Source organism: Streptomyces sp. NPDC005794, assembly GCF_042871445.1.
Classification (GTDB): domain Bacteria; phylum Actinomycetota; class Actinomycetes; order Streptomycetales; family Streptomycetaceae; genus Streptomyces.
In genome coordinates this window covers 88,623-102,796 of record NZ_JBIAIN010000004.1, presented here as the reverse complement: position 1 = coordinate 102,796, position 14,174 = coordinate 88,623, and the positions used below count along the sequence as shown (strand labels likewise).

General features: G+C 71.7%; 12 protein-coding genes. 8 read left to right on the top strand and 4 right to left on the bottom strand.

Annotation, left to right across the window (positions count from 1 at the left end; translation table 11 throughout):
- Nucleotides 1-2: 2 nt before the first annotated feature.
- The 3 genes from ACFYQ5_RS07590 to ACFYQ5_RS07580 form a co-directional block, all read right to left on the bottom strand.
- A complete protein-coding gene (locus ACFYQ5_RS07590) occupies nt 3-2,888 on the bottom strand; it encodes an ABC transporter substrate-binding protein (RefSeq protein ID WP_389194509.1) in 2,886 nt (961 codons plus the stop codon).
- Nucleotides 2,889-3,004: 116 nt separating this feature from the next.
- Nucleotides 3,005-3,823: a DUF3097 domain-containing protein gene (locus ACFYQ5_RS07585; protein ID WP_389194506.1), complete on the bottom strand. Its 819-nt coding sequence runs from the start codon at nt 3,821-3,823 to the stop codon at nt 3,005-3,007.
- Between the two features lie 25 nt (nt 3,824-3,848).
- On the bottom strand, nt 3,849-4,571 hold the full coding sequence (locus ACFYQ5_RS07580) for an MBL fold metallo-hydrolase (protein ID WP_389194504.1): 723 nt from the start codon (nt 4,569-4,571) through the stop codon (nt 3,849-3,851).
- Nucleotides 4,572-4,736: 165 nt separating this feature from the next.
- Between ACFYQ5_RS07580 and hrcA the strand changes: the two genes are divergently transcribed.
- From hrcA to ACFYQ5_RS07545, 7 genes are all read left to right on the top strand, one after another.
- Nucleotides 4,737-5,753 carry a heat-inducible transcriptional repressor HrcA gene (hrcA, locus tag ACFYQ5_RS07575; RefSeq protein ID WP_389194501.1) on the top strand — a complete coding sequence of 339 codons (1,017 nt, stop codon included), beginning with the start codon at nt 4,737-4,739 and terminating at the stop codon, nt 5,751-5,753.
- Nucleotides 5,754-6,893 carry a molecular chaperone DnaJ gene (gene dnaJ, locus ACFYQ5_RS07570; RefSeq protein ID WP_056785373.1) on the top strand — a complete coding sequence of 380 codons (1,140 nt, stop codon included), beginning with the start codon at nt 5,754-5,756 and terminating at the stop codon, nt 6,891-6,893.
- A 121-nt stretch (nt 6,894-7,014) separates the two neighbouring features.
- Nucleotides 7,015-8,088, top strand: a complete 1,074-nt coding sequence (locus tag ACFYQ5_RS07565) for a nitronate monooxygenase (protein ID WP_389194498.1) — start codon at nt 7,015-7,017, stop codon at nt 8,086-8,088.
- Nucleotides 8,085-8,831 (top strand): 16S rRNA (uracil(1498)-N(3))-methyltransferase, encoded by a 747-nt coding sequence (locus ACFYQ5_RS07560; RefSeq protein ID WP_389194495.1) that lies wholly within the window; start codon nt 8,085-8,087, stop codon nt 8,829-8,831. The genes ACFYQ5_RS07565 and ACFYQ5_RS07560 overlap by 4 nt, the downstream gene beginning before the upstream one ends.
- Before the next feature lie 228 nt (nt 8,832-9,059).
- The gene (locus ACFYQ5_RS07555) at nt 9,060-9,419 is read left to right on the top strand and encodes a histidine triad nucleotide-binding protein (RefSeq protein ID WP_389194492.1); all 360 of its coding nucleotides are present in this window, start codon (nt 9,060-9,062) and stop codon (nt 9,417-9,419) included.
- 11 nt (nt 9,420-9,430) lie between these two features.
- Nucleotides 9,431-10,339, top strand: a complete 909-nt coding sequence (locus ACFYQ5_RS07550; protein ID WP_389194490.1) for a ribonuclease Z — start codon at nt 9,431-9,433, stop codon at nt 10,337-10,339.
- A gap of 10 nt (nt 10,340-10,349) precedes the next feature.
- On the top strand, nt 10,350-11,342 hold the full coding sequence (locus ACFYQ5_RS07545; protein ID WP_389194487.1) for an adenosine deaminase: 993 nt from the start codon (nt 10,350-10,352) through the stop codon (nt 11,340-11,342).
- Here ACFYQ5_RS07545 and ACFYQ5_RS07540 read toward each other — a convergent pair.
- Complete coding sequence (locus ACFYQ5_RS07540; RefSeq protein ID WP_389194484.1) at nt 11,327-12,664, bottom strand: MFS transporter; 1,338 nt, start codon at nt 12,662-12,664, stop codon at nt 11,327-11,329. The two genes, ACFYQ5_RS07545 and ACFYQ5_RS07540, sit on opposite strands and share 16 nt — an antisense overlap.
- Before the next feature lie 370 nt (nt 12,665-13,034).
- Here ACFYQ5_RS07540 and ACFYQ5_RS07535 point away from each other — a divergent pair, with 370 nt between their 5' ends.
- Complete coding sequence (locus ACFYQ5_RS07535) at nt 13,035-14,138, top strand: carbohydrate kinase family protein (protein WP_389194481.1); 1,104 nt, start codon at nt 13,035-13,037, stop codon at nt 14,136-14,138.
- Nucleotides 14,139-14,174: the final 36 nt, after the last annotated feature.

The following is a 14,174-nucleotide window of genomic DNA, read 5'->3' as shown; positions in this document are numbered from 1 at the left end:
CCCTATGCCACCGGGCAGTCCGCGCGGGTCAGCGGTGTCCGGTCACCCGCGGCCCGCCCGCACACGACGCGGCTCCGCGCGTCCGGCCCCGGGCGGGTGACCTCGACGATGTTCAGGCCGTGCACCTTCTGGTCGGCGTACGGAATCGTCCCCCGGAAGGTGATGGTCCCGGTCGGCATGTCGTGCAGGGCCACCGAGTAGAGCGTCGCCCAGGTCTCCGCCGCGCTCTGCGGGACGTCGCTGCGGGTGGCGGCGGCGTAGAGGGCGGCCGTCGCCTGGTAGGAGATCACGGTCTGCCCGCTGGCGAACAGCTTGTCCTCGTACGGTCGTTCCTTCGGCAGCACGGGCAGTTGCCGCCCTTCGGGGAGCAGCGCCTCCAGGGTCTTGCGGGAGTCCTCGTAGAACGCCCGGCCGCCGCCCTGGCTCAGGGGGGCGAGCGCGCCGTAGTAGAGCGTCACCTTGTCCGCGAGTTTCGTCGAGTCGTCGAAGCGCGCTTTGGTCAGGTCGTCGCCGGTGAAGACGGTGATCTCCTTGTCCGAGCAGCCGGCCGTCTGTCCGAGGCCGGACATCAGCGTGTTGACGTCCTCGACCCGGCCCGCGAAGTACAGGGCGTCGGGCACACGTTCCGCGCCGCAGACCGCGTGCAGGGGCGCGTCGAGATTCGCGGACCCGCCGTCCTCGGACAAGGAGTACTGGGTGTCGGCGGCCACGGTGAAGCCGGATTCCTCCAGCATCTCCAGGCCGACCCTGCGCTGCTCGGTGGTGTAGCGGTCCTTGTCCTCGTTGCCCACCTTCCTGGACAGGACGACGGCCTGCGGGTCGTCCAGCCCGTCCGCCAGCCGGCCCGCGACCAGTCCGAGGGCGTCCGCCTGCTCCTCGTCGGTCGCGGCCATGCCGAAGTAGTTCGGGTACGCGCGGGCCAGGTCGCTGCCGGAGTTCGTGGTGTTCACCACGGGAAGTCCCGCGCGCTGGAGGAGCCCGGTGGCCTGGGCACTCTCCGTGGTGTTGCGGCCGAGACCCACCACACCGACGACGGAGGGGTCCTGCCGGGCCACGTCGATGATCCTCCTGACCGCCGTCGTCTGCCGCAGCATGTCCTGGCCGCCGTTGGCCGTGAGGACCCGGAGCTTGACGGAACGATTGGCCGTGTCGTTGACGAATCGCTGGTGGAGATAGACGCCGGTCAGTTCCTCCAGACCCTTGCGGGTGTCCTCCCGATTCGCGTCGGTGCCGGTGAGCGGGCCCGCGTAGACGACGGTGACATGCGGTTCGTCCGGCCCGATGGTGACGTTCTGCTCCCTCACCGCCTGCTCGATCCGCTCGAAGGTGACCCCCTTGCCCACCCCGTTCAGCTGGAGGGTGTTGCCCTCGGCGAAGCGCACCTCGGGGACCGTCGCCACCCCGACGCACTCCTTGACGCCTCCGGGGCCGGGCAGTCTGACGGCGTCGGTACTGAGGCCGACGAGCGGGCCGTAGCAGTACTTCTCCTTCAGGTGCTCGCTCCACAGGAAGGTTCCCAGCAGCGCGCCGACCAGCGCGAGGGCGACGGTCGTCCGCGACATCAGCCACCAGGCCCAGGTCCGGCGGACCCGACGGGTGACGAGCTGGGCGTGGGCGTGCTCATGGGTCAGCTGACCGGTGGAGAGCGGCAGCCGCAGCACCCAGGCCAGCGTCACGGCCGCTGCCGGGGCCTGGCCGACGCTGAGGTCGTCGACCCAGCTCTCGTACCGCGCACGGGCCCCTGACCTGCCCCCGGCGTGCACGGGCGGCTCCGGCGGCAGTGGCGGGGTGTGCCGCATGATCCGGTCGGCCGGCAGGGAGGCCAGGAGCAGCAGCGGATCCACCTCGCTGCGCCGCGAGCGCACGTTGTTGACGGCGTTGATCAGCAGGATGCCGCCGTTGTCCTGGGTGGCCGTCGGCAGGAAGACCACCGGCGGGACGGTGCGCTTCCCCCGCCGCCAGTCCAGGGCGTGCGGCCGGTAGTTGTGCAGCAGGTCCTCCAGCAGGGCCTGGACCCGAAGCTCCAGATGGAACTGTCGCGCGTGCTCGTCGCCCGCCCCCGCGTCGGCCACCCGCTCCGCGACGGCGGCCGCCCGCGCCCGGATCACCCGCCATGAACCGCTGGGGGAGAACCACGACCAGCCGTCGGACGGATACGCGGTGCTCGACGCGGCCAGTGAGGACGTCGTCGCGAGCCATCTGCTGGCCCGGCGCAGCCACAGCAGCGGGGGCGCCGCCGTGGTCACCAGTTGTACGACCGCCAGGCCGAGCAGGGCCGCGGCGGTGACCAGGGCGGTCAGCACCCAGCCGATCTCACCCAGCAGCACGCTGAGCACCGCGATGAAGACGGCCCCGACGAAGGTCTCCGGACGGATCGAGGCGCGCAGCGAGTCCCACCAGTTGGTGCCCCCCGCCCGGCTCGCCCGCCAGCGCAGGCTGCCCAGCTGTTCCAGGATCCGTTCGTCGCGTTCCCGGGGGGAGACCCGGGCCGGCTGGGTCACGACCGTCGCCGTGGCCTGCTCGATGGCGGCGAGCAGCCGGGAGCGTGGAAACGTGAAGGGCTTGTACTGCGAGGTGCCCCGGGTCTCCCAGGGCCGCTCGGTGAGGGTGCGGACCATGGAGAGCGCCGCCTCGTACGGGGTGGCGCCGACTCCGTCGAGCAGCTTCACCGGGACCCGGCGCAGCTGGTTCGCCCGGTGGACCTGATGGACGATGCGTTCGACCCTGTTGTCGATGTCCGGACCGGCGGCGGCGTCCGCCGCCTGCGCCACGACCAGGGGCATCACCGGCCGGTTGACCCGGTACTGGTCGATCAGCTCCTGCATGAGGTGGAAGACAGCGGAGGCCGCCTCGTTGTCCGCACTGTCCCGCCACACTTCACGCGTCATCCGCCGTGCCTTCCCCTGGGACCGGCCCTGCCGTCATCTCTCAATAACGGATGGTGCGTGTGCGGCGCAGGTGTTCGCGGGGATCGGTACCGGATCTCTTCAGTGCTCCCGGGGCATCAGGCGGGGAGCGTGACGAAGTCGATCAACTCCTCTACGCGACCCAGCAGTTGTGGTTCCAGGTCCTTGTACGACCCGACCTTGGAAAGAATGTGCTGCCAGGCCGCACCGGTGTTCTCCGGCCAGCCCAGCGCACGGCACACACCCGTCTTCCAGTCCTGGCCGCGCGGCACCACCGGCCACCCGGGGATGCCCACGGACGACGGCTTCACGGCCTCCCAGACGTCGATGTACGGATGCCCCACCACCAGCACGTGCGCGTCGGTGACCTGAGCGGCGATCCGGGACTCCTTGGACCCGGGCACCAGATGGTCGACCAGGACGCCGAGCCGGGCGTCAGGGCCGGGTGCGAACTCCCGCACGATCGCCGGCAGGTCGTCGACGCCCTCCAGGTACTCCACCACCACGCCCTCGACGCGCAGGTCGTCGCCCCAGACCCGCTCGACGAGCTCGGCGTCGTGCCGCCCCTCCACATAGATGCGGCCGGCCCGTGCCACCCGTGCCCGCGCCCCGGGGACCGCCACCGAACCGGAGGCGGTACGCGAGGGACGGGCGGGACCACCGGCCGACGGGCGTACGAGGGTGACCACCCTGCCTTCCAGCAGGAAGCCGCGCGGCTCCATCGGGAAGACCCGGTGCTTGCCGAAGCGGTCCTCCAGCGTGACCGTCGGCCCCTGGGCCGTCCTCTCGCACCGGATCACCGCCCCGCAGAAGCCGGTGACGGCCTCCTCGACGACCAGATCGGGCTCGGCGGGGACCTCGGGGGCGGGGGCGGACTTCTTCCACGGCGGAGTCAGATCCGGCTGGTAGCTGCGCATGGCACGACGATAAACGGCGGCAGTTTCACGACACACCGAAGCGGGCGGCCAGGTGGTCGCGCTGTGTCCGTACGAACGCCGCGTCCACCACCGCGCCGTGACCCGGCACGTACAGCGCGTCCTCGCCGCCCAGCTCCAGCAGCCGGTCCAGCGCGGCCGGCCAGCGCGAGGGGACCGCGTCCCGGCCCGCCTGCGGTTCGCCGGACTCCTCGACCAGATCACCGCAGAGCACCACGACGGGGGAGCCCGGTACCAGCACCGCGAGGTCGTGCCCGCTGTGACCGGGGCCCACATTGGCCAGCAGCACCTGGAACCCGCCCCCGAGATCGAGCGTCCACTCGCCGCTGACCTCATGCCGCGGGGCCACCAGGGCGTCCGTGGCCGCCGTGGCGTCCGCCTCACTCATCCCGTGCCGCAGCGCGTCCGCGCGCAGCTCCTCGGCGCCCCGCCCCAGCAGATCCGCCGTGCCGACCGCCCCGTAGACCTCCGCCCCGGAGAAGGCGGCGGTGCCCAGCACATGGTCGAAGTGCGGATGGCTCAGTGCGATATGCGTCACCCTCCGGCCCAGCATTCCCTCCGCCTGGGTCCGCAGCTCGGCGCCTTCCCGGAGCGTCGAACCGGTGTCGTAGAGCAGCACGCCGTCCGTCCCGGCCACCAGTGCGGCGGTCGCGTCCCAGACGGGAAGGCGCCGCCGTCCCGAACCGTTGCTCAACCGCTCCCAGCCGAACTCTTCCCAAGAGACGTCCATACGGCGACGCTATCGGCAACGACCTGCGCAGTCCCGCGAAGGCGTGGCCGGTCGCCCTTGCCCCGGGCCCACCCCGCCCCCGTACACTGACCGGGGGGATTGCTGGCACTCGAACGCACAGAGTGCCAGGCAGACACCGGAGAACCACAGCTGGAGGTGTGCGCGGTGCTCAGTGAACGCAGACTCGAAGTGCTGCGCGCCATCGTCCAGGACTACGTCGGCACCGAGGAGCCCGTCGGCTCCAAGGCGCTCACGGAGCGGCACAGCCTCGGGGTCTCCCCGGCGACTGTCCGCAACGACATGGCGGTGCTGGAGGACGAGGGCTTCATCGCCCAGCCGCACACGAGTGCGGGTCGCATTCCGACGGACAAGGGCTACCGTCTCTTCGTCGACAAGCTCGCGGGCGTGAAACCCTTGTCGTCGCCGGAGCGCCGGGCCATTCAGAATTTCCTCGACGGCGCGGTCGACCTCGACGACGTCGTGGGCCGCACGGTACGGCTGCTCGCGCAGCTGACCAGGCAGGTCGCCGTCGTGCAGTACCCCTCGCTGACCCGGTCGACGGTCCGCCACGTGGAGCTGCTGTCGCTGGCTCCGGCCCGGTTGATGCTCGTACTGATCACGGACACGGGCCGGGTCGAACAGCGTATGATCGACTGCCCTGCACCGTTCGGTGACACGTCACTGGCCGATCTGCGGGCCCGGCTCAACAGCCGGGTCGTCGGACGACGCTTCGCGGACGTCCCCCGGCTGGTGCAGGACCTGCCGGAGTCCTTCGAGAGCGATGACCGGGGAACCGTCTCGACGGTGCTCTCCGTTCTTCTCGAGACACTGGTCGAAGAGACGGAGGAGCGGCTGATCATCGGCGGCACCTCCAATCTCACCCGCTTCGGGCACGATTTCCCTGTGATGATCCGGCCGGTGCTGGAGGCATTGGAGGAGCAGGTCGTGCTGCTGAAGCTGCTCGGTGAGGCAACGGATTCAGGCATGACCGTACGGATCGGGCACGAGAACGCCCACGAGGGCCTCAACTCCACGTCCGTCGTCGCGGTCGGCTACGGTTCGGGCGACGAGGCAGTCGCCAAACTCGGCGTGGTCGGACCGACCCGCATGGACTACCCCGGAACGATGGGAGCGGTACGCGCAGTGGCACGTTACGTCGGACAGATCCTGGCGGAGTCGTAAGTGGCCACGGACTACTACGCCGTACTCGGCGTGCGCCGCGACGCATCTCAGGACGAGATCAAGAAGGCATTCCGTCGGCTCGCCCGCGAGCTGCACCCGGATGTCAACCCGGATCCGAAGACCCAGGAGCGGTTCAAGGAGATCAACGCCGCTTACGAGGTGCTGTCGGACCCGCAGAAGAAGCAGGTCTACGACCTCGGCGGTGACCCGCTGTCCGCCTCGGGCGGCGGCGGTGGTGCGGGAGGGTTCGGAGCCGGCGGCTTCGGCAACTTCAGCGACATCATGGACGCGTTCTTCGGTAACGCCGCGCAGCGCGGGCCCCGTTCGCGGACCCGGCGCGGCCAGGACGCGATGATCCGGCTGGAGATCGACCTCAACGAGGCGGCCTTCGGCACGACCAAGGACATCCAGGTCGACACGGCGGTCGTCTGTACGACCTGCAGTGGCGAGGGCGCCGCACCCGGCACCTCCGCGCAGACCTGTGACATGTGCCGCGGCCGTGGCGAGGTCTCCCAGGTCACCAGGTCCTTCCTCGGCCAGGTCATGACCTCACGGCCCTGCCCGCAGTGCCAGGGCTTCGGCACGGTCGTCCCGACGCCGTGCCCCGAGTGCGCCGGCGACGGCCGCATCCGCTCGCGGCGCACCCTCACCGTGAAGATTCCCGCCGGTGTCGACAACGGCACCCGGATCCAGCTCGCGGGCGAGGGCGAGGTCGGCCCCGGCGGCGGCCCCGCCGGCGACCTGTACGTCGAGATCCACGAGCTCTCCCACGCCGTGTTCCAGCGGCGCGGTGACGATCTGCACTGCACGGTCACCATCCCGATGACGGCCGCGGCGCTCGGTACCCAGGTGCCGCTCGAGACGCTCGACGGTCTGGAGGAGATCGACATCAGGCCGGGCACCCAGTCCGGCCAGTCGGTCCCGCTGCACGGGCGCGGCATCACGCACCTGCGCGGTGGCGGGCGCGGTGACCTGATCGTGCACGTCGAGGTCATGACCCCGACGAAGATGGACCCCGAGCAGGAGCGCCTCCTGAGGGAGCTGTCCAAGCTGCGTGGCGAGGAGCGGCCCACCGGCCAGTTCCAGCCGGGACAGCAGGGACTGTTCTCCCGTCTGAAGGACGCCTTCAACGGCCGCTGAGCCCTGTCACCGCACCGCCCGCCGGTCCCGTACCGGCGGGCGGTGCGGTGTGTGCGGCGACAGGTCCGCCGTGTGAAAGGGCTGATTCGGCACGATCCGCCGGACGTGGCACGATGCCGTCATGTCCTTGGCACTGACCGATCTCTCCCGGTATCCGATCGTGCAGGCCCCGATGGCGGGTGGCGTCTCCCGCCCGGAGCTGGCCGCGGCTGTCGCCGAGGCCGGAGGAATCGGGTTCCTCGCCGCCGGATACAAGACCGCGGACGGGATGTACAACGAGGTCGAGCAGCTGCGGAGGACGACCCGCCGGTCCTTCGGCGTCAACCTCTTCATGCCGCAGCCGCTGGTCGCCGACCCCGGCGCCGTCGAGGTCTACCGTCACCAGCTCGCCGGCGAGGCCGCCTGGTACGAGACCCCGCTCGGCGACCCGGACTCCTGCGGTGACGACGGCTACGAGGCCAAGGTCGCGATCCTGCTGGAGGACCCCGTCCCCGTGGTCTCCTTCACCTTCGGATGCCCCACCCGCGAAGTCCTCGGAGCGTTCGCCGCCGCCGGGACGTTCACCGTCGTCACGGTCACCTCGGCCCAGGAGGCGCGGAACGCCCAGTGGGCGGGCGCCGACGCCCTCTGCGTCCAGGGCACCGAGGCCGGCGGCCACCAGTCCACGCACCGCGACGACCCGCAGGCCGGTCTCAGCGGCACCGGACTGCTCTCCCTGATCACCGAGGTCCGCGCATCCGTGCGGCTGCCGGTGATCGCGGCCGGCGGGCTGATGCGCGGCTCCCAGATCACCGCCGTCCTCGCGGCCGGGGCCGACGCGGCGCAGCTCGGTACGGCGTTCCTGCCCTGCCCTGAGTCGGGGGCGCACCCGCTGCACAAACAGGCGCTGACCAACCCGCTGTTCGTGACCACGGCCCTGACCCGGGCCTTCTCCGGCCGCCCCGCGCGGGGGCTGGTCAACCGGTTCGTCCGGGAGCACGGCCCGTACGCCCCCGCCGCCTACCCGCAGGTGCACCAGCTGACCAGCGGGCTGCGCAGGGCCGCAGCCACGGCCGAGGACGCCCAGGGCATGGCCCTGTGGGCGGGCCAGGGACACCGGATGGCACGCGAGCTGCCGGCCGGGGAGCTCGTGGGCCTGCTCGCCGCCGAAATGGAAGCCGCGCGTGCGGCCGTGAGTGTGAGGAGTGCCCAGTGACGGCACCGGTCTTCGTCGTCGAACAGCTGCCGGGTGGGCCGGAGTTCGTCCTGGACGGCCCCGAAGGGCGGCATGCCGTGTCCGTGAAGCGGCTGAACCCGGGGGAGGACGTCGTCCTGACCGACGGGCGGGGCCGCTGGGTGGGAGGCGTCGTCCGGGCGGCCGAGGGCAAGGACCGGCTCGTCGTCAGCGGTCTGGAGCCGGTGCGCGAGGAGCCCGCGCCCACCCCCTCCCTCACCGTCGTCCAGGCGCTGCCCAAGGGGGACCGCGGTGAGCTCGCCGTGGAGACGATGACCGAGACGGGCGTCGACGCGATCGTGCCCTGGCAGGCCGCGCGCTGCATCACACAGTGGAAGGGCGACCGCGGGCTGAAGTCCCTGGCCAAGTGGCGCAGCACCGCGCGTGAGGCGGGGAAGCAGTCGCGCCGGGTCCGTTTCCCCGAGGTGGCGGAGGCCATGACGACCAAGCAGGTCGCCGCCCTGCTGGCCGGGGCGGACTTCGCGGGCGTCCTGCACGAGGACCGGGACAGCGGCAGCGAGCCGCTCGCCACCGCCGAACTCCCGGCCCACGGCACGATCGTGCTGGTCGTGGGCCCGGAGGGCGGAGTGTCCCCCCAGGAGCTGGCCGCCTTCGCCGAGGCGGGAGCGCCCGCGTACCGGCTCGGCCCCAGTGTGCTGCGCACCTCGACCGCGGGGACGGCCGCGGCGGCCCTGCTGATGGGACGCACCGGCCGCTGGAGCTGAGGGCCGGCCGGAGGTCCAGCGGCCGCGTGTGCGCCCGGTCGGTCCTGCTCGTCCCCTGGACCGAGCGGGGCATTCCCCAGGCGCTGTTCTGGACAGGGATGGTCCCCGTCCTGCTGACGATCTGGTTCGACAGGCCCCGGACGCGCTGACCGTCCGCCCGCCGGGCACGGCCGGATAGCATGCCGGTGTACCGATCACGCTCACCGAACGACCGAGGAGGCCCGGGCCATGGCGGGAGAACCGCAGACCGACTGCCTGTTCTGCAAGATCGTCACGGGCGACATCCCGGCGACGATCGTCCGCGAGAGCGACACGACAGTCGCCTTCCGTGACATAAATCCGCAGGCCCCGACCCACGTCCTGGTCATCCCCAAGGTGCACTACCCGGACGCCGCCTCCCTCGCCGCCGCCGAACCGCAGACCGCCGCCGCGGTGCTGCGCGAGGCCGGCCTGGTCGCCGCCGACGAGAAGATCACCGAGAGCGGCTACCGCATCGTCCTCAACACCGGTGCCGGCGCCGGGCAGACCGTCTTCCACGCGCACGCCCACGTCCTGGGCGGCCGCGGGATGCAGTGGCCCCCCGGCTAGGGCCACCACCCGTGTCCGTACGAGAACTCGTGGTCCTCGGCACCGCCAGCCAGGTGCCGACCCGTCACCGCAACCACAACGGCTATCTGCTGCGCTGGGACGGCGAGGGAATCCTCTTCGACCCCGGCGAGGGAACCCAGCGCCAGATGCTGCGGGCGGGCGTCGCCGCGCACGACATCAACAGGATCTGCGTCACGCACTTCCACGGCGACCACTCGCTCGGCCTGGCCGGAGTGATCCAGCGGATCAACCTCGACCAGGTCCCGCACCCCGTCACCGCCCACTTCCCGGCGAGCGGGCAGCGCTTCTTCGACCGGCTGCGGTACGCGACCGCCTACCGCGAGTCGGTCGAGCTGACCGAGGCCCCGGTCGCCGCCGACGGCGTCCTCGCCACCACCGGCGCGTACACCCTCGACAGCCACCGGCTCTCGCACCCCGTCGAGTCCTACGGATACCGCCTCACCGAGCCCGACCGGCTGCGCATGCTCCCCGCGAAGCTCGCCGAGCACGGCATCGGCGGGCCCGACGTCGGACGGATCCAGCGGGAGGGGGCCCTGCGGGGCGTCCCGCTGGAAGAGGTCTCCGAGACCCGCCGCGGACAGCGCTTCGCCTTCGTCATGGACACCCGGCTGTGCGACGGAGCGTTCGCCCTCGCCGAGGGATGCGACATGCTGGTCATCGAGTCGACGTTCCTCGACGAGGACAGCCGGCTCGCCGCCGACCACGGCCACCTCACCGCCGGACAGGCGGCCCGGGTGGCGAAGGAGTCGGGCGTACGGCACCTCGTGCTGACGCACTTCTCCCAGCGCTACACCGACCCCGACGTCTTCGAGCACCAGGCCAGGGCAGCCGGCTTCGAAGGCGAACTGACCATCGCCCGGGACCTGATCAGGGTCCCGGTACCCACCCGCCACACGTAACGAGAACCCCGTGTACCTCCCCAAAGCCGAACTCCACCTCCACATCGAAGGGACCCTCGAACCCGAGCTGGCCTTCGCACTCGCCGCACGCAACGGCGTGGATCTGCCCTACGCGGACACCGAAGAGCTGCGCACCGCCTACCTCTTCGACGACCTGCAGACCTTCCTCGACCTCTACTACGCCCTCATGGCCGTCCTGCGCACCGAGGAGGACTTCGCCGAACTGGCCGACGCCTATCTCGCCCGCGCCGCCGCCCAGGGCGTCCGGCACGCGGAGATCTTCTTCGACCCGCAGGCCCACACCGACCGCGGCGTCCCGATCGGCACCGTGATCGAAGGGCTCGGCAGGGCGCTGGACCGCAGCGAGGAGACGCACGGCATCTCCACCCAGCTGATCATGTGCTTCCTGCGCGACAAGTCCGCCGAGTCGGCGCTGGAAACCCTGGAGGCCGCCAAGCCGTACCTGCACCGCATCAGCGCCGTGGGCCTCGACTCGGCCGAGGTCGGCCACCCGCCCGCGAAGTTCCGCGAGGTGTACGCGGCGGCCACGGCACTCGGTCTGCGCAAGGTCGCCCACGCCGGTGAGGAGGGCCCGCCGGAGTACATCCGGGAGGCCCTGGACGTCCTCGGCGTCGAACGGATCGACCACGGCCTGCGCTGCATGGAGGATCCGGAGCTGGTGGACCGGCTGGTCTCCGAGCGGATCCCGCTGACGCTCTGCCCGCTCTCCAACGTGCGGCTGCGCGCCGTCGACGTCCTGGAGCAGCACCCGCTGCGGTCCATGATGGACGCGGGTCTGCTCTGCACGGTGAACTCCGACGACCCCGCCTACTTCGGCGGATACGTCGGAGACACCTTCCACGCCGTGCACGAGGCGCTCGGCCTGGACCGCGAGCACCTGCGCACCCTGGCCCGTAACTCCTTCGAGGCGGCCTTCCTGGACCACGACGAGGAGCGCAGGGCGCGCTACCTCTCCGAGGTCGAGGCCTACGCGTTCGACTGACCGGAACCGCCGTCCGGTCCCGCCGTCCGGACGGCGCTCCGCACCAGCCGCCTGCGCCGCAGCGCGGGCATGCTGATCTCCGCGACCTCCTGCTCCGGCGCGCCCAGCCTGGGGACCGCGCCGGACAGGCTGTTGGTCGTGGCGGCGAGCAGCGCGGCAGGGGCGCCGCCCCTGCGCCGGACGGAACCGGGCACCAGCGGCCGGCCGCCGGTGTGCAGTGCCACGGCGGTGACGGGGGCCGCGACCAGGAGCGTGGCGGCCCCCAGGATCAGGCCCATCACCGCGTAGCCCGCCTGTTCGGAGAGCACACTGCCGAGCAGGGGGCCGCAGGCCGTACCGACGGAGGACGCCGAACCCGCGAGGACCGCCCAGCGGCCGCGTACGTCCAGTGAGGCCGCCAGGCCGATCAGATACGACAGGACCACCGGGTAGAAGGTGTTCCACGCGATCTCCCCGGTCGCGAACGACCCCAGGTCCTCGGCCGAGGAGCTGAGCACGATGCTCCCCGCGATGATCATCGTCCCGAGGCCGATCGGCACCGCCCGCCCGAGCCGGGCCCCGAGCATGCCCGCGCCCATGACGCCGAGCAGTCCCGCTCCCAGCGCGGCGGCGAACACGGCGCCGATGGTCACTTCGGAGAGGCCCACCTGGACGGCTCCGATGCGGCTGCTCACACCCCACAGGGCGTTCTGGGCCATGGACCAGACGAGCATCCCGCCCGCCAGCACCAGCCCCGACCGGCGATGCGGCAGCCGTCCCTGCACCGGCGACGTGCCACCGACGGGCGAGGAGCCGCCCAGCCGGGAGGTGGCCGGCCAGACCAGCAGGGCGACCAGTGCGATGGACGCGAACGGCAGCCGGTGACCCCCGCCAAAGTGAGGGATCGTCAGATAGAGGGCTCCCGCCGTCGCCGAGACGCTGAGCAGCCCGAGCGACGAGGTCCGGTGCGGATCGTGCTGCGCGGCGATGCCGGACGCCGCGACGGCGGTGGCCGTACCGGAGCCGAGACCGCCGATCACGACCCCCGCGATCACCAGCGGCATCGAGGTGGTCAGTGCCGCGCAGCCGTAGCCGAGCGCGGCGAGCAGCAGCCCCGCACGCGCCGGTCCGCGCGACCCGTATCGCTCGACGCGCCCCGCGAGAGCGAAGCCGGCCGAGGCCGAGCTGAGTAGCAGGGCGCTGCCGACCAGGCCGGCCTGGGTCGAGCTCAGCCCCAGATGGGCGCTGAGGCGGCCGACGATGGTGGGGAGCAGATAGGCGGCGAGGTAACCGGCGGTGAACACGGCAACCAGGGGCCACGCGGCGCGAGGGCGCGAGGACATGGGCGTTCCTGAAGACATGCCTGAGGAGGCAGAAGAAGGCAGGGGAGGGTAAGGCGGGAAACGCGGATGAGCAGGGGAGGGCGAGGCGCGAGAAACGGGGGAATGCGGGAGAAGCGGCACTCGTCGTCGACTGTCCCGAACGGTGCTCGCGGGGCAATTTGTATCAAGCGTGCCCAGGCGACGGAAAGTCGACTCGATGTGATCTGGGTCACATGCGGGTTTATGTGTCATCGAGCCGGGTAGTCGCGCATGTTTATGCAGGTGAGGGCGAGTATGCGCGAAACGGCGCGGGCTTTCCGGATACGGCGACGGATCCGGCAGACTGGCCGGATCTTGCACTGTCCAGATCTGCCACGGCCGGGAGCGCACGGTGAGCACAGTCAATCCAGGCATCGACCCGCTGTCCGGGCTGCGCGCCCCGCAGGACCCGGCCTGCGACGTCTTCCTGACCGGCACGGTCTTCCTGGACATCATCTTCACCGGCCTGGACAGCGCACCGGTGCGTGGGACGGAGTCCTGGGCCCGCGGGATGGGATCCAGCCCCGGAGGCGTCGCCAACATGGCCACCGCGCTCGCCCGGCTCGGCCTGCGCACCTCCCTGGCCGCCGCCTTCGGCGACGACCACTACGGCGAGTACTGCTGGGACGCCCTCGAACAGGGTGAGGGCATCGACCTGTCCATGTCGCGCACGGTCCCCGGATGGCACTCGCCCGTCACCGTCTCCATGGCGTACGAGGGTGAACGCACGATGGTCTCGCACGGTCACGAGGCCCCGCCCCCCACCGCTTCCCCGGTGCCCGCCCACACGCTCCCGCACTGCCCGCCGCGCGCCCGAGCCGCCGTCGCCTCGCTGACCCCCGGCCGCAGCGAGCCCTGGGTGGCCGGGGCCGCCCGGAACGGCGCGATGGTCTTCGCCGACGTCGGCTGGGACGAGACCGGCCGCTGGGACCTGGACGCCCTGCCCGACCTCGGCCACTGCCTGGCCTTCCTGCCCAACGCCGAGGAGGCCATGCGCTACACCCGCACCGACTGCCCGCGCGCCGCCGCCCACGCCCTGGCCGAGCGGGTACCCCTCGCCGTGGTCACGCTGGGGGCGGAGGGCGCCTACGCGGTGGACCGGGAGACCGGGACGGCCGCCGAGGTGCCCGCCATCGAGGTGGAGGCCCTGGACCCCACCGGAGCGGGCGACGTCTTCGTCGCCGGGTTCGTCACCGGGACGCTGGCCGGCTGGCCGCTCGCCGACCGCCTCGCCTTCGCCGGGCTGACGGCGGCCCTGTCCGTGCAGGAGTTCGGCGGCTCACTGTCCGCCCCCGGATGGGCGGAGATCGCCGGCTGGTGGCAGCAGGTGCGCACCCACGCCGACCAGGACCCGGCAGCCCTGGAGCGCTACGCCTTCCTGGAGGACCTGCTGCCCGCCACGAGCAGGGCGTGGCCCCTGCGCCGCGCCGTCCCGACCATCGGCTTCCGGCAGTGAAGGCCTGATGATCACCAGGTAAAACCTCTCGGTGTT

Excerpts from the sequence above, each read along its gene's own strand:
- ACFYQ5_RS07585 (WP_389194506.1), bottom strand. The coding sequence starts at position 3,823 with ATGCGCAGCTACCAGCCGGATCTGACTCCGCCGTGGAAGAAGTCCGCC.
- ACFYQ5_RS07555 (WP_389194492.1), top strand. The coding sequence starts at position 9,060 with ATGGCGGGAGAACCGCAGACCGACTGCCTGTTCTGCAAGATCGTCACG.
- ACFYQ5_RS07565 (WP_389194498.1), top strand. The coding sequence starts at position 7,015 with ATGTCCTTGGCACTGACCGATCTCTCCCGGTATCCGATCGTGCAGGCC.
- ACFYQ5_RS07540 (WP_389194484.1), bottom strand. The coding sequence starts at position 12,664 with ATGTCCTCGCGCCCTCGCGCCGCGTGGCCCCTGGTTGCCGTGTTCACC.
- ACFYQ5_RS07580 (WP_389194504.1), bottom strand. The coding sequence starts at position 4,571 with ATGGACGTCTCTTGGGAAGAGTTCGGCTGGGAGCGGTTGAGCAACGGT.
- ACFYQ5_RS07590 (WP_389194509.1), bottom strand. The coding sequence starts at position 2,888 with ATGACGCGTGAAGTGTGGCGGGACAGTGCGGACAACGAGGCGGCCTCC.